This window comes from Pseudoalteromonas galatheae (assembly GCF_005886105.2).
GTDB lineage: Bacteria > Pseudomonadota > Gammaproteobacteria > Enterobacterales > Alteromonadaceae > Pseudoalteromonas > Pseudoalteromonas galatheae.
Window position 1 is genome coordinate 2,165,581 of the sequence record NZ_PNCO02000001.1, and the last position, 17,793, is coordinate 2,183,373.

The 17,793-nt window shown below is 42.6% G+C and carries 18 protein-coding genes and 1 tRNA gene; 8 read left to right on the forward strand and 11 right to left on the reverse strand.

The features are described from left to right. Positions 1–43: 43 nt before the first annotated feature. Positions 44–1,333: an NCS2 family permease gene (locus CWC29_RS09500; protein ID WP_138524939.1), complete on the reverse strand. Its 1,290-nt coding sequence runs from the start codon at positions 1,331–1,333 to the stop codon at positions 44–46. A gap of 121 nt (positions 1,334–1,454) precedes the next feature. Here CWC29_RS09500 and CWC29_RS09505 point away from each other — a divergent pair, with 121 nt between their 5' ends. The 3 genes from CWC29_RS09505 to CWC29_RS09515 all read left to right on the forward strand — a co-directional run bounded on the left by CWC29_RS09505 (position 1,455) and on the right by CWC29_RS09515 (position 3,138). Next, the gene (locus CWC29_RS09505) at positions 1,455–1,904 is read left to right on the forward strand and encodes a tetratricopeptide repeat protein (protein WP_128725200.1); all 450 of its coding nucleotides are present in this window, start codon (positions 1,455–1,457) and stop codon (positions 1,902–1,904) included. Between the two features lie 331 nt (positions 1,905–2,235). Further along, positions 2,236–2,631, forward strand: a complete 396-nt coding sequence (locus tag CWC29_RS09510; protein WP_010375559.1) for a SulA-like leucine-rich domain-containing protein — start codon at positions 2,236–2,238, stop codon at positions 2,629–2,631. A gap of 45 nt (positions 2,632–2,676) precedes the next feature. Continuing rightward, positions 2,677–3,138 carry a YchJ family protein gene (locus tag CWC29_RS09515; RefSeq protein ID WP_128725199.1) on the forward strand — a complete coding sequence of 154 codons (462 nt, stop codon included), beginning with the start codon at positions 2,677–2,679 and terminating at the stop codon, positions 3,136–3,138. 411 nt (positions 3,139–3,549) lie between these two features. Here CWC29_RS09515 and CWC29_RS09520 read toward each other — a convergent pair whose 3' ends face one another. Then, on the reverse strand, positions 3,550–4,071 hold the full coding sequence (locus CWC29_RS09520; protein WP_128725198.1) for a VC2046/SO_2500 family protein: 522 nt from the start codon (positions 4,069–4,071) through the stop codon (positions 3,550–3,552). Between the two features lie 112 nt (positions 4,072–4,183). Here CWC29_RS09520 and CWC29_RS09525 point away from each other — a divergent pair. After that, positions 4,184–4,268, forward strand: a tRNA-Tyr gene (locus CWC29_RS09525). Between the two features lie 17 nt (positions 4,269–4,285). Here the strand turns inward: CWC29_RS09525 and CWC29_RS09530 are convergent. After that, positions 4,286–4,783 (reverse strand): DUF2938 domain-containing protein, encoded by a 498-nt coding sequence (locus CWC29_RS09530; protein WP_240036183.1) that lies wholly within the window; start codon positions 4,781–4,783, stop codon positions 4,286–4,288. 72 nt (positions 4,784–4,855) lie between these two features. On the opposite strand from CWC29_RS09530, the gene CWC29_RS09535 reads away from it, so the two are divergent. Next, on the forward strand, positions 4,856–5,251 hold the full coding sequence (locus CWC29_RS09535; protein WP_138522377.1) for a helix-turn-helix domain-containing protein: 396 nt from the start codon (positions 4,856–4,858) through the stop codon (positions 5,249–5,251). Positions 5,252–5,273: 22 nt separating this feature from the next. On the opposite strand, the gene CWC29_RS09540 is transcribed toward CWC29_RS09535, so the two are convergent. Then, positions 5,274–5,930 carry a M48 family metallopeptidase gene (locus tag CWC29_RS09540; protein ID WP_138522375.1) on the reverse strand — a complete coding sequence of 219 codons (657 nt, stop codon included), beginning with the start codon at positions 5,928–5,930 and terminating at the stop codon, positions 5,274–5,276. Between the two features lie 226 nt (positions 5,931–6,156). On the opposite strand from CWC29_RS09540, the gene CWC29_RS09545 reads away from it, so the two are divergent. Beyond that, complete coding sequence (locus CWC29_RS09545) at positions 6,157–7,137, forward strand: ion channel (protein WP_138522373.1); 981 nt, start codon at positions 6,157–6,159, stop codon at positions 7,135–7,137. A 17-nt stretch (positions 7,138–7,154) separates the two neighbouring features. Here CWC29_RS09545 and CWC29_RS09550 read toward each other — a convergent pair whose 3' ends face one another. Then, positions 7,155–7,796, reverse strand: a complete 642-nt coding sequence (locus CWC29_RS09550; protein ID WP_138522371.1) for an HD domain-containing protein — start codon at positions 7,794–7,796, stop codon at positions 7,155–7,157. Positions 7,797–7,923: 127 nt separating this feature from the next. On the opposite strand from CWC29_RS09550, the gene CWC29_RS09555 reads away from it, so the two are divergent. After that, positions 7,924–9,114, forward strand: a complete 1,191-nt coding sequence (locus CWC29_RS09555; RefSeq protein ID WP_138522369.1) for a class I SAM-dependent methyltransferase — start codon at positions 7,924–7,926, stop codon at positions 9,112–9,114. Between the two features lie 61 nt (positions 9,115–9,175). On the opposite strand, the gene CWC29_RS09560 is transcribed toward CWC29_RS09555, so the two are convergent. The 6 genes from CWC29_RS09560 to CWC29_RS09585 all read right to left on the reverse strand — a co-directional run bounded on the left by CWC29_RS09560 (position 9,176) and on the right by CWC29_RS09585 (position 16,407). Beyond that, positions 9,176–9,466, reverse strand: coding sequence for a PilZ domain-containing protein (locus CWC29_RS09560; protein WP_128725255.1), 291 nt, complete (start codon positions 9,464–9,466; stop codon positions 9,176–9,178). Positions 9,467–9,475: 9 nt separating this feature from the next. Beyond that, the gene (locus CWC29_RS09565) at positions 9,476–9,859 is read right to left on the reverse strand and encodes a response regulator (protein WP_010606518.1); all 384 of its coding nucleotides are present in this window, start codon (positions 9,857–9,859) and stop codon (positions 9,476–9,478) included. Between the two features lie 81 nt (positions 9,860–9,940). Further along, positions 9,941–13,834, reverse strand: coding sequence for an ATP-dependent RNA helicase HrpA (hrpA, locus tag CWC29_RS09570; RefSeq protein WP_138522367.1), 3,894 nt, complete (start codon positions 13,832–13,834; stop codon positions 9,941–9,943). 153 nt (positions 13,835–13,987) lie between these two features. Continuing rightward, positions 13,988–14,416, reverse strand: coding sequence for a CBS domain-containing protein (locus CWC29_RS09575; RefSeq protein ID WP_128725257.1), 429 nt, complete (start codon positions 14,414–14,416; stop codon positions 13,988–13,990). Between the two features lie 85 nt (positions 14,417–14,501). Further along, positions 14,502–15,530 (reverse strand): isoaspartyl peptidase/L-asparaginase family protein, encoded by a 1,029-nt coding sequence (locus CWC29_RS09580; RefSeq protein ID WP_128725258.1) that lies wholly within the window; start codon positions 15,528–15,530, stop codon positions 14,502–14,504. A 166-nt stretch (positions 15,531–15,696) separates the two neighbouring features. Further along, positions 15,697–16,407: a SapC family protein gene (locus CWC29_RS09585; protein WP_010375531.1), complete on the reverse strand. Its 711-nt coding sequence runs from the start codon at positions 16,405–16,407 to the stop codon at positions 15,697–15,699. Positions 16,408–16,850: 443 nt separating this feature from the next. On the opposite strand from CWC29_RS09585, the gene CWC29_RS09590 reads away from it, so the two are divergent. Then, positions 16,851–17,771 (forward strand): glycosyltransferase, encoded by a 921-nt coding sequence (locus tag CWC29_RS09590; protein WP_128725259.1) that lies wholly within the window; start codon positions 16,851–16,853, stop codon positions 17,769–17,771. Positions 17,772–17,793 lie beyond the last annotated feature (22 nt).

The window sequence follows — 17,793 nt, forward strand, 5'->3', positions numbered from 1 at the left end:
GGTCTCCCAGCCTTTTTATTACAAATGAAGTAAACCCACTAGCTTAACCAAAAGCAAACTTAACGATAAAGAGTAGTGTCAGTACCCAAACGCTGATACTAACTTCATTTGCTTTGTTGCACGCCACTTTCACTGCTGTATAGGAAATAAACCCCAGGGCAATACCATGTGCGATAGAAAACGTAAGTGGCGTCATCAATAACACAACACTGACCGGAATAGCATCGCTCATCTCATCCCAATTAATTAACTTTAGGTTTTGTAGCATTAATACCGACACATACAATATCGCGCCTGCCGTCGCATAGGCAGGAACCATCTGTGCCAGTGGCGCAAAGAACATCATGAGTAAGAAACAGATCCCTACAACCACGGCAGTCAATCCTGTTCGGCCGCCAACGGATACACCTGACACTGATTCGATGTATGAAGTCGTCGTTGAGGTACCGAGCACTGAGCCTGCAATCGTCGCAGTGCTGTCAGCTGACAGTGCCCTACCCAACCTTGGCATGCGACCATGCTCATCAGATAATCCGGCCTTTTGCGTCACCGCAACCAATGTGCCACTGGTATCAAATAAATCGACAAATAAAAATGCAAACACCACGCTGAGCATGGAAAGCTCAAAAATTCCGCTCAAATCCAACTGCATATAGGTCGGCGCGATGCTCGGGGGCATATCAACAACCCCGTGATAATCTACAAGCCCAAGCCCCCATGCAATACCCGTCACCATTAAAATGCTGATAAGCACACCACTTTTGACTTCACGGTACATGAGCGCCGCAATCACAAAAAAGCTGGCAATGGCTAATAATGGGCCGGGAGAAGTGATATCACCAAGCTGTACTAATGTGGCATCGCTTGCCACCACAATTTTCGCGTTTTTTAACGCAATTAACGCTAAGAACGCGCCTATACCCGCAGCGATCGCACGCTTTAGCACAATGGGAATAGCTTGGATCACCCACTCACGAACTTTGAAGACACTCAAAAATAGGAATAAACAGCCTGACATAAATACCGCGCCTAATGCACTTTGCCACGTATAACCCATACCAAGCACAACACCATAGGTAAAAAAGGCGTTTAAACCCATTCCAGGCGCAAGCGCTAATGGGTAGTTTGCCCATAGTCCCATAATAAAGCAGCCGATTGCAGCTGCGATACAAGTTGCTACAAAAGCAGCGCCGTGGTCCATACCAGCTTCAGCTAGCATTGCAGGGTTTACGAAAACGATGTAAACCATAGTAACGAATGTCGTCAAGCCAGCAATCACCTCAGTTCTTACATTGGTGTGCATAGCTTGCAGTGAAAATAACCGCTCGAGCATAACTAAAATTACAAATTTGAGGAACAAGTGATTGGATTTTAACACGAATCACTTTAAAACTCGGACAAAATAGTTAAAATTCAGCTACACTCTGCTTATCAACATTATTGCGAATACATATATGGATCAAAATAGCACCGATAACTCAGCAAACCATGACTTAGAACAGCAACTGCTGAATGTGCTTGAATTTGTGACGTCACCATTAAAAGCGGACGCAAAATTCCCAGATCTTCACGACAATACTCAAGCACTGAAAAAAGGTCTCTATTACCTAAAAGAAAAGTCTTTCCCGCTTGCAGCAAAGTGGCTAAGACTGGCGGCGATGACTGGTGATTTAAAGGCACAGTTCTTTTTAGGTTTGTTGTTTATGAAAGGCCAAGGAGTGCCACCCAGCCCATTTCATGCAGCTGCTTGGTTGAGTTTGGCCAGCAGTCAAGGACACAAAGGCGCCGAACAAGTACTACTTGATGTTCGCCGCTTTCTTACTACTAAGCGCTTTAGAGATGCACAATGCTATGCAGCAACACTTTACGAGCAAATTCATCAACTACAGCATATTAGCCAATAAATTAAATTTTACTCCTCAAAAAAATGTAGGCTAGGCGTAGCCAAGCCTCTCTTAAGTAAACATACGCTTACCCTCTGCAACGGTCACAATAGTACAGTAGGAAAACTACTGTATAGCAGCTGAGAAAATTTCCTATTGCTTTATTCATATTCAAATTTCGTCAATTAAGCTCTCATTTCAAAAAATCACAACCATTTGTTTTATATTGAAAATTTAAACCAAGTAAAAATTAAGCTTGAATATTGATTAAAAAGCTAGCAATTTTTCTTGCATTCACACACTGTATAAACTACTGTATACACATACTGTATAGATAACCAGTGAGACAATTATGTTACACAGCAATACACTTCTACAGCCAAACAATTCGACTTATTACACACTTAACGAAATCAATAATGTTATCGTTGAAGATGAGATCGTCGCTAGCTTAGAGTTACTTAAAGTTTTACATAAATGTCAGCATAAACAAGGCTGGACGCTACTCGTTGCGCCCGATAATGTACCAAACAAGTCACTGCTAGAAAGTGCTTCTGTTGATGCAAGCAAGTTGCTCGTCATTAGGCAAAAGCACATATACGACCTTGAGTATGTACTTAAAAGTGCTATCAGCAATGGTAATTTCGCTGCGGTGGTGATTTGGACTGATATTGCATCAGTGCAAACTATCAACAAAATGGAACTGCCGGTATCTGACGTTGCAATACACTGTTTTCAAAGCGCTTAACAAGCTACAATAACAGGATATAAATTTGTTAAAACTGAAGTTTTTATGTCTTGTTATTGCAATTCATCCCTTCCCTATTCGCAATGTTGTGAGCCGTACCTTAAGGGACAAAAATTCGCAGAGCGTCCACAAATACTCATGCGTTCTCGCTATACTGCATACTGCTTAAAAGATGCAAAGTATATTCATGACACCTACGCCCAGGCTAAACAAGCACAAAATAGTGTCGACGATATTGCTACATTTGCTAATTATGCACACTTTATAAAATTGGAAGTGCTAGAAGAAGCAGTAGAAGCTACTCAGGGGATCGTTGAGTTTAAGGCGCACTATATCGCAGAAAACACTCACTATATACTCCATGAACGGTCAAATTTTATCACCGAAGCAGGCAGATGGTATTACTTAGATGGCGAATTGTATGATACGCCTACAACCAAGGTAGGCAGAAATGACCTCTGCCCGTGCGGCAGTGATAAAAAGTACAAAAAGTGCCACGGTAGCTAAAATAGCCTGAATTAGAGATTAGATACAAAGCAATAAAAAAGCTTGAAACGAGCGAAAGATGATTAAGGGTAGTTTATACCAATTGAATTAATTCTCTAATCAATTTGAAGGGTGAAATAGCATATTAGCTTCGTTAAAAATTTCTCATTTAGAACAACTAAATAGCAAAATCTTTGCCTTGCCTATATGGATATAGGTACCTTAGCGGTAGCAGGACGCGAGAGCGGTGCTACTAAAGCTATTTCCCCGCTTCAAAATAGATCATTTACTTAATACAACTGGTATTAGCCTAGACATGAAGCTCGATAAGCGTGGCGTTTAATGTCAGTCTAGTAACGAAGCAAACAGTTGTAAAATGACAAGTTTAATACCAGGTTGTCTTAAATTCGCTCAATTTAGCAGCTAATGTTGTTACGCCGTCGCGCGTAACATACTCTGCATATCTCCCGTTGCAATTTGATCATAGAAACCAGCCGCATCCATTGCCTTTTCAGCGACTAAGGCAAGTTTACCTTGCGTACTTGCCAAACGTCTTTTAACCGCTGGTTCCAAATTTTCTACAACTTCGAGTGGAATATGCTTTTTATCATTTCGTGCAGCAAAAGGTTCTGGATTTAAATTTTCTTGCAATCGCAAGGTCGCCATCGCTCCCATAGATACCAGCTGCGCATTATGCTGACCAATAAGCATATTGTACTCTTTTGGTGCAAGCGGCTTTTGTGGTCCTATTTCAAATTGCTTTTTTAGTGTTTCTTCTGAGCTATCTTTCGCGGCAGCTTCAGATTTTGGTAGATGAAATTGGCTAAAGTCTAGTGCATCAGTTGATAGCATAGATAACAGCATGGCAAAATCGGCAGAGCGCGTCTCATGAACACTGATATTTAATGCGGGCCCTAATTGCGACTCACTGATTAAAACGCCATCAACTTGCATGTATTCCAACCGATTATTTTGCTAATTACGAATTTATCGGCCTTTTTCCGAAAAACTTTAGTAGTTTTCTTTACTTCGAAAAAAACTTTGTTATTATCACCGCCGTTGTTTAGGAGGGGTTCCCGAGCGGCCAAAGGGATCAGACTGTAAATCTGACGGCTCAGCCTTCGCTGGTTCGAATCCAGCTCCCTCCACCACCTTCTATTGCTTTATCTCACAATAAGCTTACATATATAAACGAGCTTAAAAACAATCCAAAGCCAAAAATCAAATGTGCTGCCATACTTTTTACCCTTGCCTTATTCGGTTCTGGTAATTTAGATGCTGCGACCCCTGCACCAAAACAGGGTTGCATAATAAAGAATGGAAACACACACGTTATTAAGCCAAAAACTAATGCAATCAAAAGGCTTGGCTCAGTCAACCAAGGCTTGCCCACGCCCAGCAGTATCGCCAAGGCGAATACAATCCCAATGAGATAATGCATGCACCAACCAATGACACGTTCACCAGATATTGGTTTACTATGCCCGATACCTTGATGCGTAAGTTGACCTTGACACAAGTGTCCAATCCACCTACCAACTAATGCATAGTCTAAGCCCTTTATGGCAAACACGCGACTGAGCATAAATGCCCACAAATCCATAACAAGCGTTGCACCTACGCCAATCGCTACTGCTGGCATTAACATCGAATATAGGTTTTCCACTATTTTTACTCCTCTTTTTTACTGATAACCGCTATCCTACTAGTTCAAGTTAACTTTAAGTCAAGGGCAAGAATGGATATCAGTGAAGTTGCAAAAAAATCAGGTTTGCCCGCATCCACGCTTAGATATTATGAAGAAAAAGGGCTGATCCGGTCGATTGGTCGACAAGGGCTTAAACGTGTTTTTCCCCCGTCGATACTTGAACGTCTAGCGCTTATTACCCTTGGTAGAAACGCAGGCTTTTCGTTAGATGAAATAGCGCACATGTTTACCCCCGAGGGTAAAGCGGATATTGATAGGATGAAGTTACAATCTAAAGCGGATGAATTAAATGAAACCATTAAGCATTTAACTGCAATGCGAGATGGCCTCTATCACGCTGCAAAATGCCCTGCGCCAAGCCATTTTGAATGCCCGACATTTAAAAAGTTGTTAAAACGCGCGGCAAAAGCGAGGCCCGACAAATAATAGGCATAAACAGGGCGCTATGCTAATGCTCAATCATCAAGTCACGACCGTGGTCACGTAAATAACGCCGAGCCATTTTATGGTCGTCGCCATAGTGCTTTGTTACCAAATGCCAAAATGCGCTATTGTGTGCCATAACATGAAAATGGCAAAGTTCGTGCACTACCACATAATCAATTACCCACTTAGGCGCACCAATCAAAAGCGTATTAAACGCAAGCACGCCTTTAGATGAAAAACTGCCCCAGCGGCTTTTGTAAACGCGTATTTTTAGCGTATCAAAGCGAGCTTGAATATCAGGTTGATACCGCGCAATAACCATATCTACATAGTCATTTAGCGTTTCGCTTAACAGCGCGATTAACTCACCCCATTCATTTTTGACAGCCTTAAGTAACACTCTTTTGTTATCAAAATCAATTACAGAGGTCGTACTTTCGCTTCTATGAATAGTAAAGGTCTCGCCGAATACTTGCAAAATTCCTGTTTCAAGCGGCCGAGGGCTCTCAGGTATGAACTTTAGAGCAAGCTTTGATTTTATCCAATCGGATTTACTTTCCACCCAAGTATGTAACCAGCGCTCGCAAACTTGCTCTGGTGCATACACAAATACTTGGCCAGCTTTTATTTTTATCGCAACGCTCTTACGTTTTCGGCTTTTCTTCAATTGATATTGCAAGGTAACAAATTCTTAGCCACTAAAGCATGCATTATAATATGAGCAACTTATCAGAGTCACTGCAAACGCCATGTAAGATGGTGAATTTGATCAACAATGACAATAAACTCATCAATAGTGTGGTTTCTAACACACTATAAATTAGAAAGATTTTTTCGTTAAATCACCGTATTTATTATTTTTGCTGCTACGCTTAATGAAAAAGGCATTTTGATTTAGGCAAGCTATGGCTGATAAACCCATTTGCCAATATGTGTCACCTGAGGGAAAAAAATGCAGTGAAATCGATATGGGCTCAGGTTACTGCTTTTGGCATGATAATAAATTCGATAAAGGTGGCTTAGAGCTAAGCCAAAAGCTTGAACGCTACGCCAAGCGAGGCGGCTTGCTACAAGGCTTAGAGTTGAAGCGAGCCAATTTGGAAGGGCTCAACCTTGTTAACTTTGAAAATCATCATGGCTATGATCTATCTTATAGCAACTTTTATCGTGCCAATTTGAAAGGGGCGCACCTGTTTAATAATACCATTAAGCATGCGTCTTTAATGAAGGCGGATTTGAGAGAAGCAAGCCTGCACTGCTGTAATTTAGAAAGCACCAATTTGCTCGGCATAAAGCTGGAAAACACCCGTATCGATAATATGGAACTCGGTGAGCAATTACTGCAAGAGCAGCAAGCTTTTGAAGCACGTAGAAACCGAGCTAAAGAAGATGCGGAAGACTTGTTTCTGCAGTCCGAAGAGATCTATCGTTTACTACGTAAAGGCGCAGAAAACCAAGGACTATTTGAAATGGTTGGGCGCTTTACATATAAAGAGCTGCGCATGCGACATGCTCAGTATCCACGATTTTCAAAACGTCACCTTATTTCCAGCTTTGTCGACCTGCTATGTGGGTATGGAGAAAAGCCAGAAAATGTCATTCGCTTCAGTCTAGGCATGATAATTACCTGTGCATTTTGTTATTTTCTATTTGGCGTTTCGTTTCAAGATCAGATAATGCAGCTAGACTTAGACAGCAGTGTATCTGAAAATGTAATGGCGCTGCTGAATAGCTTTTATTTTAGTGTTGTTACCTTCACAACCTTAGGTTATGGGGACATTACGCCTGTGGGGATCTCCCGGCTGATCGCAGCGGTAGAGGCTTTTACCGGCAGCTTTTCATTAGCGCTATTTGTAGTGGTTTTTGTAAAGCAAATGACGAGATGATACTCATCTCGTCATTTTTAATCCGCGATTTCTGATTTCAGTTGTTCTAAAAAATCCAGCATATATTGAGTGCGGGCTTGTGCCTGCTCACGAGCTGCAGTGGTATGCATGTTATCTTTAATATGCAGCAGCTTAATGAAGAAGTGATCTAAGGTATATTTGGTATCGTCCGCTTTTCTGTGCCCACAAAAAGGGTCTTCTACATTGTAGAGATTACGCGCTATCGCCCCACCTACTTTCATACAGCGGCTAACACCTATCGCCCCTAACGCATCCATTCTGTCTGCATCTTGGACAATTTTGGCTTCTAATGTCGTGGGTGTGACACCAGCGCTAAAGCTGTGTGCAACAATGGCGTGGTGAATCGCCTCAAGTTTACCCGTGTCGTACTTCAACTCTGTTAGGAAGGCAATCGCCTTATCTGCAGCTAATTTCGAAGCCAGCGGTCTATCTGGATGATTTTTTGCTACGGCAACACAATCATGTAACCAAGCGGCAGGGATCACCACAGCAGGATCCGCCCCCTCAGCTTCGCAAAGCGCCTTTGCAACTTTAACTACACGCTTGATATGGGACAAGTCATGGGCGGTATCTGCACATGGTGTCGACAGCATAAACTCTTCACATGCTTTTTCTAATTCATGCATTTTTAACGTCATTAAGCTCAACTTTTATTAATATCCGACAAATAAGCCCACACAAATTCAGCGGGAAAGGCATTACTGATTGTATGTTGCCACACCCTTCACTAAAATGGCAGCTATCAGGAAAGATTAGAGAAAATATATGACTTGCGCGCTATATCTGCAACCAGGCAGAGAAAAATCCCTTAACAGAAAGCACCCTTGGGTTTTCTCAAAGGCCATTAAAAAAGTAAAAGGCAAGCCTGCCCTTGGCGATACCGTCAAGATTTACAGCAATGAAGGTAAATACCTCGCCACAGCCGCTTACAGTCCAGACTCTCAGATCAGAGCCAGAATTTGGACATTTGATGAATCACAACATATTGACCAAGCGTTCTTTGAGCAAAAACTCGCTCGAGCACTAGCAGCCAGAGAATATGTTATTGCTGAAGGTGGTTTAACTGGCTTTCGATTGTGTGCCGCAGAGTCAGATGGTCTGCCAGGTGTAACAATTGATAAGTTTGATAACTACTTGGTTTGTCAGTTGCTAAGCGCTGGTGCCGAGCGTCACAAAGGTGAAATAGTAATGGCATTGCAATCACTATTTCCTGATTGTCATGTTTACGAGCGCTCAGATGTTGATGTGCGCAAAAAAGAAGGCCTTGATAAAATTACCGGACCGCTTGCTGGCGATGCACCAACCGCACCTGTCCTTATTAGCGAAAATGGTTTAAAGATTGAAGTCGATATCATCGGCGGCCATAAAACTGGCTTTTATCTAGATCAACGCGACAGTAGAGCCGCGTTAGAACGCTTTGTAAAAGACAAAGAAGTGCTTAACTGTTTCTGCTACACCGGTACATTCGGCCTTTATGCGCTGCGCGGTGACTGTAGTAAAGTTATCAACGTTGACGTATCGCAGCCAGCACTCGACACTGCAAAACGTAATGTAGAACATAATGGACTAGACTTGTCGAAGGCTGAGTTTGTGAAGCAAGACGTGTTCAAGCTACTAAGACAATATCGTGATGAGGGCCGCCAATTCGATACGATTGTGATGGATCCGCCAAAGTTTGCAGAAAGTAAGGCGCAGCTTAATGGTGCCTGTCGTGGTTATAAAGATATCAATATGATTGCCATGCAAATATTAAAGCCTGGTGGCACATTACTCACCTTCTCGTGTTCTGGCCTTATGGAACAAAACCTATTCCAGAAAGTCGTTGCAGACGCTGCGCTCGATGCAGGTAAAGAGCTGTTGATTATGGAAAGGCTAAATCAAGCCGCCGACCACCCTATTGCGGGCAATTATCCAGAGGGCTTTTACCTAAAAGGTCTTATTTGTAAGGTTTATTGATCAAGCAACTCACAGTGGTATTGGAGAAAGCTTCAATACCACCCTTAGGGCTTTAATTAATCTAATTGAACTTGGTGATTTCAAGTCCTACAACCCACTGCTCATCCTGCTCTTGACTACAGCGGATCACGGTTGCATGAGCACTAAGTGGCTGGATCATATCGCCACTGGAATCAATGAAAATGTCAACGGTTGAATTTGCTTCGATTGGGTCGCTCACTGTCACCGACAACCCCGTAGCACTTAAATCGTGGCAAACTCCTTGGTACACTTTACCTGACTCAAGCTCAGTTAATTTTGCTACCGCATCTACCGACATACGCATAAAACGGCGTTTATCTTCATTGATCATATAACGCTCCTACACCATTGATTTTATTTTTTCTAATAGCGATTGCATTGAGAATGGCTTAACCACATAGGCATCGCAACCTGCATCGAATCCCGCTTTTTGTTCTTTTTCAGACTCTAAACCAGACACCATTAGTACCGGAATGTCCTTAGTTTCTGGTGTATTTTTCAACATTCGACAGGTGTCGTAGCCGTCAAGACCCGGCATACACACATCAAGCAAAATAGCATCTGGAGGATCAGCAATTGCATTCGACAGGCAACTCGTACCCGAGTTTGCATAGCTCAGCTCAAACGCCCCTGACAGTGCCATTTCGAGCATTTCATAGTTAAAATACTCGTCGTCGACCACTAGCAGGTGCGGTGCATTTTTCCTTTTCTCTCGTGTGGACATATTCAATGCCGCTTCCTTCTCACAATCCAAAGTTTTACTTCCTCATATAATAAAGTAACTGTCGTACTCTAAAATGCAAGTTTATATTTCGCACTCTTTTATAGAATTCAGAACGCGTTTAGCCGAAATTGGATAAGCCGTTCCTAATGTTTGAGCGAACAAAGACACGCGAAGTTCCTGTTGCATCCAAAAAATATTTATAAGCGACTCTGGTACAGGTAATCCAGAGGGAATTTTTGCCAACTTGTCTTGATAAGCTGTAGCAACTTTTTCCAATTCTAATACACACAACCTATCTCTGTTTGGATCTACCGCAAGTTTTTCAAGCCTTTTCTCAATCGCTTTCATGTAGCGCAAGATATCAGAGATTTTGTCAGCACCGTGAGCGGTGACAAAGCCTTTAAAGATAAGACCGGATAACTGAGATTTTATGTCGCCATGCGCGGTGATCATCGTGAGATCCACTCTGCCTTTCATGCGCTTGTTAATACTGTGGGCAATGCTAAGCACAGCCTCAACTTGCTTCGCAATTTCAACTACAGTATCGCCTAGCTCAGCTCGAATGTGCTCTTTGGCTTTTTCAAACGCGACATCATCTCTGATCTCACCAAATCCACGCAGCAGCTTGTCAACCCCAGCTTGCGTACAGTCATCAACTAAATCATGCACTTTTCCAAAGGGGTTAAAATACAATCCTAACTTAGCCTTATTTGGTAAGTGTTGCTGTAGGTATTTAACAGGCGAAGGAACATTGAGTAGCATAAGACGGCGCAATCCTGCTTGATGCGCCGCTTGAGCTTTTATTTCGTTATCAAACAATTCTATGGCCGTACTTTGTTTTTTATCGACTAATGCTGGGAACGCCTTAATCTCATAATTTCCTTGCTTTTTAGTATATTGCTCCGGCAGCTCGCCGAAATCCCACTGCTGAATATCCGTTTGCTCGATCCCTTGCTCAGCCACTTGCGAAAGCGTCTCGGTCACTTGACCTTGCAACTTTGCCTTGAGTGCTAGTAAATCAAAGCCATGGGCTATCACCTTGCCTTTGTCATCGACTACCTGAAATTGCATTTTTAAGTGCGGTTCAAGTGCACTAATGTCCCAATCTGACTCGGCGACTTTAACACCTGTCATTCTGAGTAAACGATTGGCCACCGCTTCTCTAAATGAACCTTGCATTACCTCAACGGCGGCAAGCACCGCATCTGCATAATTTGGTGCTGGCACAAAGTTACGTCTTAGGGTCTTCGGCAGTGACTTAATAAGCCCACAAACCAGCTCATGTCTGAGCGCAGGAATATGCCAATCAAAACCTTCATCTTGAACTTGGTTTAATAGTGCCAGAGGAATATTGACCACCACGCCGTCGAGTGCTTGGCCTGGGTCAAAGTGGTAACTGAGAGGCAAAATCAAATTCCCTTGTTGCCACGTATCAGGATAATGTGTATCCGTGATATGTTCAGCGTCATGCTTCATTAACAGATCGCGCGTCATATGCAAAAAGCGTTTGTCTTTTTGCTTTTGTGAACGCCACCATTTATTAAACGCAGCACGATTATTTACGTCTTTTGGAATTCGATCGTTATAAAACGCAACAACATCTTCTTCGTCGACTAGGATATCGCGACGCCTCGCTTTATCTTCAAGCGCCTGCACTTCTTCAACCAACTTTTGGTTTGCGCTCAAAAAGCCTTCGCTTTGGCCAAGTTGACCGTTTGCCAGCGCTTCACGAATAAATATCTCTCGGCTAACCACAGGATCAATATCGCTATACACCGTGCGTTTACGGCCAACGATGATCAAGCCGTATAAGGTTTGCTGTTCAAATGCGATAACCGCTCCAGCCTTTTTCTCCCAATGCGGCTCGCTATAGCTTCTATTTACTAAATGCTTAGCGATTGGCGCAATCCAATTTACATCGATTTTGGCATTAACCCGAGCATAAAGTTTACTGGTTTCCACAAGCTCGGCAGACATCAACCACTTAGGGCTTTTCTTAAACAGTGTTGAACCTGGAAAAATATGAAATTGGCTGTTACGTGCGCCTTTAAATACTTGCTTTTGCTTTTCGTCTTTTACACCAATATGGCTAAGCATACCGCTTAGCAATGATTGATGGACGGCTTCATCGCTTGCAGGACTGCTATTTATTTTAAAGCCGAGCTCCTCACACACCGTAGTCAGCTGATATACAATATCTTGCCATTCACGTACACGCATGTAGGCCAAAAAGTCTTTTTGGCATTGCTTTCTAAACTGGTTACGCGTCAGTGCTTGCTGCTGCGCTTCGATGTAATTCCACAGATTTAGATATGCAACAAAATCAGAGTGTTCGCACTCAAAGCGGTTATGTTTTTCGTCAGCTGCTGCACGTTTGTCTTGAGGACGCTCTCTTGGGTCTTGAATAGACAGTGCCGCAGTGATCACTATCGCTTCCCAAAGCGCGTTGTTTTGTGCCCCTGACATCACCATCTTAGCAAGCCTTGGGTCTATGGGTAAGCGGCTTAGTTTGCGACCTGATTCTGTGAGCTTGGCTTTTTCTCTGCGCTTTGCAGGAACTATCGCCTCCAACTCTTCAAGTAATGACATGCCATCTTTGATATTACGGCTATCAGGCGCTTGTACAAATGGGAATTGACTTATATCACCAAGTCCAAGTGCGAGCATTTGCAAAATAACGGAAGCTAAATTGGTTCTTAGAATTTCAGGGTCGGTAAACTCAGGGCGCCCTAAAAAGTCGTCTTCAGAATATAAACGAATACAAATACCAGATGCCACACGCCCACATCGACCTTTACGCTGGTTTGCACTGGCTTGTGATACTGCTTCAATCGGTAAGCGTTGCACCTTTGTTCGATAACTATAGCGGCTTATTCTCGCAGTACCCGGGTCGATAACATAGCGAATACCTGGTACTGTCAATGACGTTTCTGCAACGTTTGTAGATAATACAATACGCCGCTGGCTATGCGGCGCAAAAATGCGATTTTGTTCGGCATTAGAAAGGCGCGCATACAAAGGTAAAATCTCAACGCCTTTTAAATTGCGTTTTGCCAGCGCATCAGCGGTGTCACGAATTTCACGTTCACCGTTCATAAATACCAGAATATCCCCAGGTCCTTCAGCACAAAGCTCATCAACCGCATCAAAAATACCCTGTAACTGGTCGTTTTCTGCTTCGCTATTTTGTGAGTCTACATCTTCAACTGGACGATATCTCACTTCTACTGGATAAGTTCGTCCTGACACTTCAATAATAGGTGCGTCACTAAAATGTTTAGAAAAACGCTCAGGATCAATGGTTGCTGAGGTAATAATCACTTTAAGGTCTGGACGCTTCGGCAACAGCTGCTTTAAATAACCCAAAATAAAATCAATATTCAGGCTGCGCTCGTGCGCTTCATCAATGATGATTGTGTCGTACTGGTTGAGGAATCTGTCTTGTTGAATTTCCGAGAGCAAAATACCGTCGGTCATCAGTTTTACGTATGTATTGTCAGAGACTTGATCTGAGAAGCGAATTTTAAATCCAACTTCTTGCCCCATCTCGCAGCCAATTTCTTCTGCAATACGGGTAGATACACTTCTTGCTGCTAGTCTTCTTGGTTGTGTATGACCAATATAGCCATCCACGCCTCGACCTAACTCTAAGCAAACCTTTGGCAGCTGCGTGGTCTTCCCCGAGCCCGTTTCACCGGCAACAATAACCACTTGGTTATTCGCAATGGCCGCTTTGATGTCGTCTTTTTTCTGGCTGACAGGTAGTTGCTCAGGATACTCTACTGCTGGAATATTGGCGCTTCTTGTTACCTTTAATTCTTGGCTTTTTGCAATCGCAGCCGCTACTTTTGCGACTACCTGCTTTTGCTTTTCTTGATCGGTAATTTTTTTCGCGCCATGGAGGCGCTTTTTGAGGATGAAGTGATCCTTTTTAAGACATGAATTTAGCTCTTTGAACAGCGAGTCAACCTGCACTACACGACACCTTGTGATTACATAAAACGCCGTGTAGTTTACCAAATCAGATTAGGCGAACCCAACAAAATTTGGTTAGGAATTGAGATTTTTGCCGTTATTCACAAGGCTGCTCCTCATGAGCTACCGAAACGGCCTGTATATTTTATCGCTTCATACGTAGCGGTGGCCAGAGACATAAGCATCATGTAAATGCTTATCTAACGCTAATAACACGTTTGCGCGACTGATGACCCCGAGTAAGCGCCCTTCATCGTCAACTACCGGGTACACTTTGGGTTTATTGCAAATCATCAAATCTGCCATTTGCACTATACTATCTTCACGTTTTACGCAAAGAGGTTCTTTTGTCATGACGTCGGACACCACACTGTGAGACTCATTTTGATAGGTCGCCTCTAGCATTTTTTTGAGACAATCTTGCTCAGATAAAAACCCAATAACTCGCTTTGTCTCGTCTATAACCGGCCCGCCCGATTGACCGCTTTGTAGCAGCTTCTCTACAGCTGATTCTACGCGCATATCTTGCTTGAATGTTACGGGGCGATGATTTAAGTAGTCTGCGACTTTTATTGATTGCATTGCTCATCTCCATTAAAAACGCCAGCTATCATGATAATAATAGCTGGCGTTTGAAGAACTTGCTTAGTCTCAACGAAATATTGTTTTACTCGCTATAAATACCAACATAGGTCTTTGTTGTTGACGACTTGCTCGCACGGTACATCCCCGCGGTATTGAATGGCATACTAATATTGCCTTTCGGGTCAACAATGATCACCCCACCCGTACCACCAATTGGATAAAGCGTATCAAAAATCACTTCTTTCCCTGCTTTTTCAATCGACTTGTTTTGATAAGCAACACGAGCACAAATATCAGCTGCGACATTATATCTAATAAAATACTCACCATGTCCCGTAGCTGAAACAGCACAAGAGCGATTATCCGCAAATGTGCCCGCACCAATCACCGGTGAGTCACCTATGCGTCCAAAGCGTTTAGCCGTCATCCCACCGGTTGACGTTCCAGCCGCTAAATTGCCTTGTTTATCAAGAGCGACAGCCCCCACAGTTCCCATCTTATACTGGCTCTTCAATTGTTGGTGTGCCGCCTGATAGTCCTTGGTCGCCGCTTCTTTCATCTGCAGTCGCTTTTTCGCTTTTAACAGCGATTGATAGCGAGAGTCGGTGTCAAAGTAGCTGTTTTCCACTAACGTAAAACCGCGTTTCTTAGCAAAGTCTTCTGCACCTTCACCGCTTAGCATGACATGTACTGAATGCTGCATCACTTCTTTTGCCAGGTTGATTGGGTTTTTAATGTGCTTCACCCCCGCCACAGCGCCCGCTTGGCGATTACGACCATCCATGATTGACGCATCTAGCTCATGTCCTTCATCATAAGTGTACACGGCACCCTTACCAGCATTAAAAAAAGGCGAGTCTTCAAGAATATTAATGGCAGCCGTCACTGCATCAAGACTTTCTCCACCTTGTTCTAGTACCTTATAGCCAGCCTCAACAGCTTCTTTTAATTTAGCTTTGTATTGTTTTTCTTTTTCTGGCGTGAAGTTACTGCGCTCAATTGTGCCAGCCCCTCCATGAATGGCGATCGCAAACGGGGACACTTTCTCATCAGCGACAGCAGCTGTCGCCGACAAAGCTAATAAGGCTGCTAGCAAAGAAATTTTTTTCATTTTTATACCTTGGTTCGTTGTTAAACTTCAGCATGAGGTGAATTTTAGAGCGATGCAAGCTTTCGCGTTAAAAGTTTTTTATTTAGAACAACTAAATAGTATCCACAAAAAAAGCGCTTCCATCAGGAAGCGCTTTTCTCAAATCATTCTACTATATTAAAAGCAATTAGCTTGCTTCGCGCTGTGCCTTCATACGTGCAAGGCGTGCTACTTGGTGAGTAGAAGTCAAGAATGCGAAGATAGGTGCTAAATAACCACGTTTACGTAGCTCTAGGAAATCTTCGTCACCTAATTCATTTAGCTTACGCTCATCCACAAGGTAAATACCGTTGATGTCTTTCTTCTCACCACGGATTTCTACCGTTAGTGTTTGTTGAACTAAAAGCTCTTTATCAGCAAGATACTGAGTAAATGCTTCAGTTACGCGAGCAAACTCAACATAGCTTACCAACGCTTCTTTACGACGACCTAGATATTCAGTTTCTTTACCGTCTTCGAAAAGCGCATTACCTTCTTCTTCACCAACTAGCGGGCTTGCTTCGTCTATCACAATACCAAACTGATCTTGTTCAGGATGCTTAACCAAACCAAACGGGTAACGTGCTGCGGCCATTGGTACAAAGCTGCCAGTCCACTTATCGCCATCTACAAATAAGTTTTCACCTGGCTGAAGACCAAACATAGCAACCGCTTGAAATTGACCTGACTCAGTGTTTTTAACAAACGCCATCGGGAATTCTGTCGCTACACGCGCAAACTCATGCGCCACTACAGGCATTAAGTGCTGAGTTTTAAGGAAATCAACGTTCACGCCATTTTTTACTTTGATGTTCGCGTGCTTTTCGTTGTGTAAAGGCTGCACTTGTTGTTCCGCCATAATACTGCTCCATTATTTTACGTATTTGTTACTTTATTTATTGCCCCTAAGGCTAGCGGTTTTCGGTGCAAATTGGAAGTTAAATATTTTTTAAGGTGGGCCGGAGCCTTATCACCTATTTAATTGGTAGTTTGTGTATCTAAAGTTTAAAAAGTTATGTCTCTATATTTCTATTGAGATATTAGTGACACTGCGTAAACACCCCTACGACTTTATCAAACGTATGCAACGATCATTTAAGTACCACTGATGAGTAATATTCAATCAAAAAAGTTATTCAAAAAATCAAACCCCTTAATAATCATTAGTTTGAAATAGCAACCTAAAATTACAACTTGAAAAAACTGAATAACATATTGACACCTATAATTTACATATTAAAAATAACGTATCCAATTTCGGTGCTAGTTTTTGCAATGAATGCAAACCAAAGGAATAAATAAATGAAAGATTGGAGAACAGGGATCAGCGTTATTATCCCCACCTATAACCGTAGCCAGCTATTACGTCTGACATTACAGAGCTTAGAAAAACAAACCCTCGATATCACTCTTTTTGAGATTATTATCGTAGACGATGGTTCGAGTGACGATACCCGTGAGGTCGTGAAATCATTTTCAGACACATTGTCAATAAAATATTACTTTCAACAGGATGAGGGATTCCGTGTCGCTCGAGCGAGAAATATTGGCATCTTAAATGCTCAATTTGAACATGTCCTCTTTTTAGACTCAGGTGTTATAGCCGAGCCCTCCTGCCTTTCTCAACACTTAACACGCTACCAAAGAAGTGATGTCGGTGTATTAATTGGGCTTTGCTTCGGATTTGAAGAACTAGAAGAATCAAACTTACGTAAATTCAAGCATCGATTATCTGAAGAAAATATCTTTACCGATAGCGCTTTCCTAGAACAATACCAAGACTGTAGAGCTGCCTTTTTACGCTCCCACCATTTTTCTCTTCACCAAATCAATGAGCCTTGGCTTATCTTTTGGACCTGCCATGCATCATGCAAAACTCATGCACTTTACGAGGCTGGTGGCTTCGATGAGTATTTTTGTAGCTGGGGAGGGGAAGATGTAGAACTTGCGTTAAGATTACATAATCTGGGCTGTAAATTCGAATTGATAACAGAAGCTAAAGCTGTTCATTATCCTCATCCAAAAGTAAAAGAAGATACCTACAGCAGTGCCAAAGAAAATATTGCTTATATTCATAATAAACATTGTTCGGTTGCAACATACCTCCTACAACAAGGCTTGAGTTGGCAAGATATATTGACTGCACATACCCGCCCAAATAGCGCCCTGACAGGTACCCTGTTTCACAAAAAGTCTAGCCCAACACTTAGTCAAGCAATCTAATAAATTACCGAATTTTGGAGTA

Bases quoted from the DNA above. Each gene is read 5' to 3' on its own strand.
- CWC29_RS09585 (WP_010375531.1), bottom strand. From the start codon at position 16,407: ATGGCGGAACAACAAGTGCAGCCTTTACACAACGAAAAGCACGCGAAC.
- CWC29_RS09515 (WP_128725199.1), top strand. From the start codon at position 2,677: ATGTCTTGTTATTGCAATTCATCCCTTCCCTATTCGCAATGTTGTGAG.
- CWC29_RS09505 (WP_128725200.1), top strand. From the start codon at position 1,455: ATGGATCAAAATAGCACCGATAACTCAGCAAACCATGACTTAGAACAG.
- CWC29_RS09580 (WP_128725258.1), bottom strand. From the start codon at position 15,530: ATGAAAAAAATTTCTTTGCTAGCAGCCTTATTAGCTTTGTCGGCGACA.
- CWC29_RS09545 (WP_138522373.1), top strand. From the start codon at position 6,157: ATGGCTGATAAACCCATTTGCCAATATGTGTCACCTGAGGGAAAAAAA.
- CWC29_RS09565 (WP_010606518.1), bottom strand. From the start codon at position 9,859: ATGTCCACACGAGAGAAAAGGAAAAATGCACCGCACCTGCTAGTGGTC.
- CWC29_RS09535 (WP_138522377.1), top strand. From the start codon at position 4,856: ATGGATATCAGTGAAGTTGCAAAAAAATCAGGTTTGCCCGCATCCACG.
- CWC29_RS09510 (WP_010375559.1), top strand. From the start codon at position 2,236: ATGTTACACAGCAATACACTTCTACAGCCAAACAATTCGACTTATTAC.
- CWC29_RS09520 (WP_128725198.1), bottom strand. From the start codon at position 4,071: ATGCAAGTTGATGGCGTTTTAATCAGTGAGTCGCAATTAGGGCCCGCA.
- CWC29_RS09500 (WP_138524939.1), bottom strand. From the start codon at position 1,333: ATGCTCGAGCGGTTATTTTCACTGCAAGCTATGCACACCAATGTAAGA.
- CWC29_RS09560 (WP_128725255.1), bottom strand. From the start codon at position 9,466: ATGATCAATGAAGATAAACGCCGTTTTATGCGTATGTCGGTAGATGCG.
- CWC29_RS09590 (WP_128725259.1), top strand. From the start codon at position 16,851: ATGAAAGATTGGAGAACAGGGATCAGCGTTATTATCCCCACCTATAAC.
- CWC29_RS09555 (WP_138522369.1), top strand. From the start codon at position 7,924: ATGACTTGCGCGCTATATCTGCAACCAGGCAGAGAAAAATCCCTTAAC.
- CWC29_RS09550 (WP_138522371.1), bottom strand. From the start codon at position 7,796: ATGACGTTAAAAATGCATGAATTAGAAAAAGCATGTGAAGAGTTTATG.
- CWC29_RS09575 (WP_128725257.1), bottom strand. From the start codon at position 14,416: ATGCAATCAATAAAAGTCGCAGACTACTTAAATCATCGCCCCGTAACA.